3 protein-coding genes and 1 pseudogene are annotated in these 4,517 nt (G+C 70.1%); 1 reads left to right on the top strand and 3 read right to left on the bottom strand.

Annotation, left to right across the window (positions count from 1 at the left end; all coding sequences use genetic code 11):
- Positions 1-96: 96 nt before the first annotated feature.
- Positions 97-636, bottom strand: a pseudogene (locus AB0J36_RS34270) (DUF6230 family protein); the annotation flags it as partial.
- Positions 637-1,076: 440 nt separating this feature from the next.
- Complete coding sequence (nudC, locus tag AB0J36_RS34265) at positions 1,077-1,997, bottom strand: NAD(+) diphosphatase (RefSeq protein WP_363661589.1); 921 nt, start codon at positions 1,995-1,997, stop codon at positions 1,077-1,079.
- Positions 1,998-2,178: 181 nt separating this feature from the next.
- On the opposite strand from nudC, the gene AB0J36_RS34260 reads away from it, so the two are divergent.
- The gene (locus AB0J36_RS34260) at positions 2,179-4,008 is read left to right on the top strand and encodes a VanW family protein (RefSeq protein WP_357172755.1); all 1,830 of its coding nucleotides are present in this window, start codon (positions 2,179-2,181) and stop codon (positions 4,006-4,008) included.
- Here the strand turns inward: AB0J36_RS34260 and AB0J36_RS34255 are convergent.
- Complete coding sequence (locus AB0J36_RS34255) at positions 3,981-4,235, bottom strand: hypothetical protein (protein WP_357172758.1); 255 nt, start codon at positions 4,233-4,235, stop codon at positions 3,981-3,983. The two genes, AB0J36_RS34260 and AB0J36_RS34255, sit on opposite strands and share 28 nt — an antisense overlap.
- Positions 4,236-4,517: the final 282 nt, after the last annotated feature.

Below are 4,517 nucleotides of genomic sequence, written 5' to 3'. Positions count from 1 at the left end.
CCGCGCTGCACTCGCAGCAGCCGGCCGGCCGTCCGGTCCAGCACCGCCACTCCGTCGTCCAGCGTGGAGACCACCAGATCGTGGCTGGGGTCGGCCCTTGGCCTCAGCGCCGACGTTGACCTTCAACTTGAGTCCGGTCAGCGTGAAGGTGCCGGCGGTGGTATAGCGGGCAACCTGCTCAAGGTCCTTGATGTTCACGTGCGTGGCGTCCTGGCCGAACGAGCCGGCCGGAGCCGGGCCGAGGTCACTGGCGTCCTTACCGATGTTGATGTCGGTGAACTCGGCGTCACCCTCGAGCGACTCCATCGCGATCAGCAGGTTCTTGGCCACGGCCTCCTTGCCGGGGGCGTCGCCGGCGTTGATGGTCAGCACGATCTTGGGCAGGCCAGGAATGGAGGCGTCGACCGACTGGCACAGCTTGGTCAGGTGGGCCTCGCCGATCTCCGACATGGCCACCGGGACGATCTTGCCGTCCTTGGTGGTCACGATGCCGCCGTACTGCTTGAAGCCCTTCCCGTCGAGCTCGGAGGCGGAGATCTTGAACGGCTTGCCGGCGACGGTGATGTTGGCGGCGATGGCGCCGTTGGCCATACCGAAGACGATGCCGCCGACGGCGACCGCAGCGGGAACCATCATGGCGGCGAAGCGACGCCAGCGGGTGCCACCCTGCGCCTGACGGGTTTCCGAATCCTTCACGGGTCCTCCTCGAACCGGGGGTCACCGATCGCAGTCGCGACTCGGGACTACGGGAAAGCACGTGGCCGCTGCGTCCCGCTCCGGGGGATGGGTCGGCGGATCGCGCAGTGTGCGGATTGGATGCTCTCGCGAAGCGACGTACCTCACAAGGGCGCTGCTACTGGCCGGTAACCCGCGCTCGGCGTCAAGATTTCTGACCGTCACCGTCAGTCAGGTCTACGCCGACCCGCTCCCGCGACAAACCATCGAAATTGGGGCGGATGACTCCAGAATCTTCACCAGCGGTAGTTGCTGCACAGCATTGTTACATTTACGTAACGCCGGGCTGAAAAGCCGCTGAAGACGACCCCGAACTCATCCGTACGGCTGAGCCCGCAAGGTCAGCGCGCCTCGGCGAGCCAGTCCGTCAGCAGCCGGTGGTCGATCGAGTCCACCCGGCCGAGCCGGCGACCTGCCGCGACCCGCTCCCGTAGCTCCTCCCGGGTGAACCAGCGCGCCTGGAGCAACTCCACGCCGTCCACGCGTACCTCGTCGGACATCGCCGTGGCCCGGAAGCCCACCATCAACCCGGCGGGGAACGGCCACGCCTGCGACCCCTGGTAGGTCACGTCGGTGACGGTGATCCCGGCCTCCTCGGCCATCTCCCGGCGGACCGCGTCCTCCAGGCTCTCACCCACCTCCACGAAGCCCGCCAACGTCGAGTAGGAGTCCTCGGCCGCCCCCGCGTGCCGGGCCAGCAGGCAACGGCCGGCCGAGCCGGGCGCCTCGACCAGCACGATGATCGCCGGTTCGATGCGGGGGAACAGCAACCGACCGCACTCCGCGCCGGAACAGGTCCGCACGTGGCCGCCACCACCGGCGACGGCCACCGCGCCGCACGTGCCGCAGTGACGCTGCTGCCGGTGCCAGTGCAGCAACCCCCGCGCGTATGCCTGGGTCGCCGCGCCCGCCGGGTCGAGTCGCCCGACCAGCGCCCGTACGTCGACGGCCCGCGCCGCCCCCGCCATCTCGACGGCGGCGGCCTCACCGAGACCGGAGAGGTCCACGGCGAACACCGCGACGTCCCCGTCGAGCCCCAGGAACACGGTCTCCGCGGCAGCCGACCGGACGAGTGACGCGCGGTCGGCCGTCAGCCGGACCGGACCGTCTCCGTCGACGAGACAACGGTCCCGCCACAGCGGCAGCACCACCGTCGCCGGGTCGTCGAGCAACGCGTCCAGCCGAGCCGGGTCGGTGCGTAACGCGCCCGCCCGGTCCAACCAACCCCCGCCGTACGCCAACACCCGCTCCGCAGCGTCCACCCCGCCACCGTGCCACGCCCGTCCCCCGGCGCGGGCACCGACCCCACGCCCCCGCGACACGCCGGGCGACACGCGGTGGCAGCACCGAACGGGCACAGCCCGCGCGGACGGCCGGCCATTGGTTACCGTGGTGTCCTCCGGGAGGGGGGACCTCCCGCGGCACCTGGCGATCGAGGTTGCAGTGACGCTGTACGGCGACAATCGTCCACCCGTCGACGACCGGCCGACCGTGCAGGTCACGGCAGTCACCTGGCCGGACGACGAGCCGGACGTTGTCACACCGGCGACGGCCACCGCCACGGGCGAGCCGGACAACAGCGGCCGCCGTCCACGCCGCGTACGGATGCTGCTCGGCGCGGGCATCACCGGCGGCGTCCTCGCCGCCGTCGCGGGTGCCGGCGCCTGGGCGTACGCCGGTGACGTGCCCCGGGGCACCAGCGTGCTCGGCACCGAGCTGGGCGGTCGGAGCCGCAGCGCGGCCGACCGGGAGTTGCGGGCAGAGCTGGAGCGGCGGGCCGCAGCCCTCGCCGCGCCCCTGCGGATCACGGTCGGGGAGCGCACCGCCGAGATCAATCCGGCCGACGTGGGACTGGCGGTCGATGTGGCGGCCACGGTTGCGGCAGCGGCCGAGGCCCAAGCGCACCCGGTCAGTCGGCTGGTCGGCTCCCGTACCGTCGAACCGGTCGTCACCGTCGACGCGCCCCGCCTGGACGCGGCCCTGCGCACGGCGCTCGGCGACCAGGTCCGTCCGATGACGATGCCGGCCATCTCCTACCAGGGGACCACACCCAAGGTCGTACGCCCCAAGCCCGGTCTCGCCTTCGACCCGCAGCGCTCGGTCGACGCCGTCCGGGCCGGCTGGCTCGCCGGCACGCCGGTCACCGTGCCACTGGTGGAGAGCCAGCCGGCGACCACCGCCGAGGAGGTGGACCGGCTGGTCGCCGAACTGGCCAAGCCGGCCGTCTCCGCACCGGTCACCCTGCGCACCGACCGGGGCTCGGTGCAGGTGCCACCGGCGGTCATCGCGAAGAGCCTCCGCTTCACCGCCGACAAGACCGGCAAGCTCACTCCGGCGGTGGACGTCAAGCGACTGCGGACGGCCCTCGGCGACAAGCTGAACGCGATCGAGGTGCCGCCGAAGGACGCCACGATGACCATCGCCGGCGGCCGTCCCACGGTCGTGGACGGGCGCGCCGGGCAGCAGCTCGACACCGCCACACTGAGCCGCGACCTGTTGGCGGTGCTACCGAAGCCCGACGGACGCGAGGTGACCGGAGAGCTGAGGGAGACGCCGCCGGAGGTGACCACGGAGAAGCTGGCCGCTCTGGGCATCAAGGAACGGGTGTCCACCTTCACCACGCGCTTCACCGGCGGAATGTCGTCGCCGCGCAGCCAGAACATCGCCACCATCGCCAAGAAGGTGGACGGCACGGTCGTGCTACCCGGCAAGACGTTCTCCCTCAACGGGCACACCGGCGAGCGGGGTTACGCCCAGGGCTACCAGGACGCGCCGGTCATCCTGGACGGCAAGCTGGTGCCCGGCGTCGGGGGTGGCACGTCGCAGTTCACGACCACCCTCTTCAACGCCACCTACTACGCCGGCCTCCAGGACGTGGAGCACAAACCCCACTCGTACTGGTTCGACAGGTACCCGGCCGTCATCGAGTCGACAATCTTCTGGCCGAACCTGGACTTCAAGTTCCGCAACAACACCGAGTACGGCCTGCTCATCGACACGTCGTACACGTCGAGCTCGGTGACCGTCTCCATCTGGAGCACGAAGATCTACGACAGCGTCAAGACGGAGTACGGCCCGCGCCGCAACACCACCACGCCGAAGCTCATCCACCTCGAGCCCGGCCCGAAGTGCATTCCCAGCAACGGCATCAACGGCTTCACCCAGGACGCCTTCCGGGTCATCAAGAAGGACGGCGTGGTGGTCAAGCGGGAGAAGTTCACCTGGCGCTACGACGCCGAGCCGCGCTACGTCTGCGGCCCCAAGCCCTCCTGAGCCCGCCCGTCGGTGTCGTCGGCAGCCGACCTCGGCGTCAAACGCTGCTCCTGTACGCGGATCTCCGCGCGGTAGCGCGTCGCCGCCGGATGCCACATCTCCTCGAACGGCCCCATGACCTCGCCACCGACACCGCGGCGGCGACCGCGTACGCCCAGCCACCACAGCCCGGCCAGCACGACAGCCACGCAACAGCCAAAGACGAGAAGAATCAGCACGTCCCCCACAGACCGACCCTAAGTCCAGTAGCCACCCACCGAAGCCCCGCCGACCCCTCCACGTGCCCCGGCGCCCCTCCCCGGCGTGTTGATCATGAAGTTGTTGCCACTGTCACCGGCGTGTCCTGGCAGTAACTTCATGATCACCGGCGCCGAATGGGGCCGGGGGCGCGGGACAAGGGGTGGGGTTCTTCTTGGGGGGAATGCAGGAATGGCCACCCCGATAGGGGTGGCCATTCCTGAAAGATTGTCCGGCGGTGTCCTACTCTCCCACACCCTCACGAGTGCAGT

Origin of the sequence: Micromonospora sp. NPDC049662, assembly GCF_040675055.1 — a bacterium.
Lineage (GTDB): Bacteria > Actinomycetota > Actinomycetes > Mycobacteriales > Micromonosporaceae > Micromonospora.
This window is presented reverse-complemented; position numbering and strand designations above follow the sequence as displayed.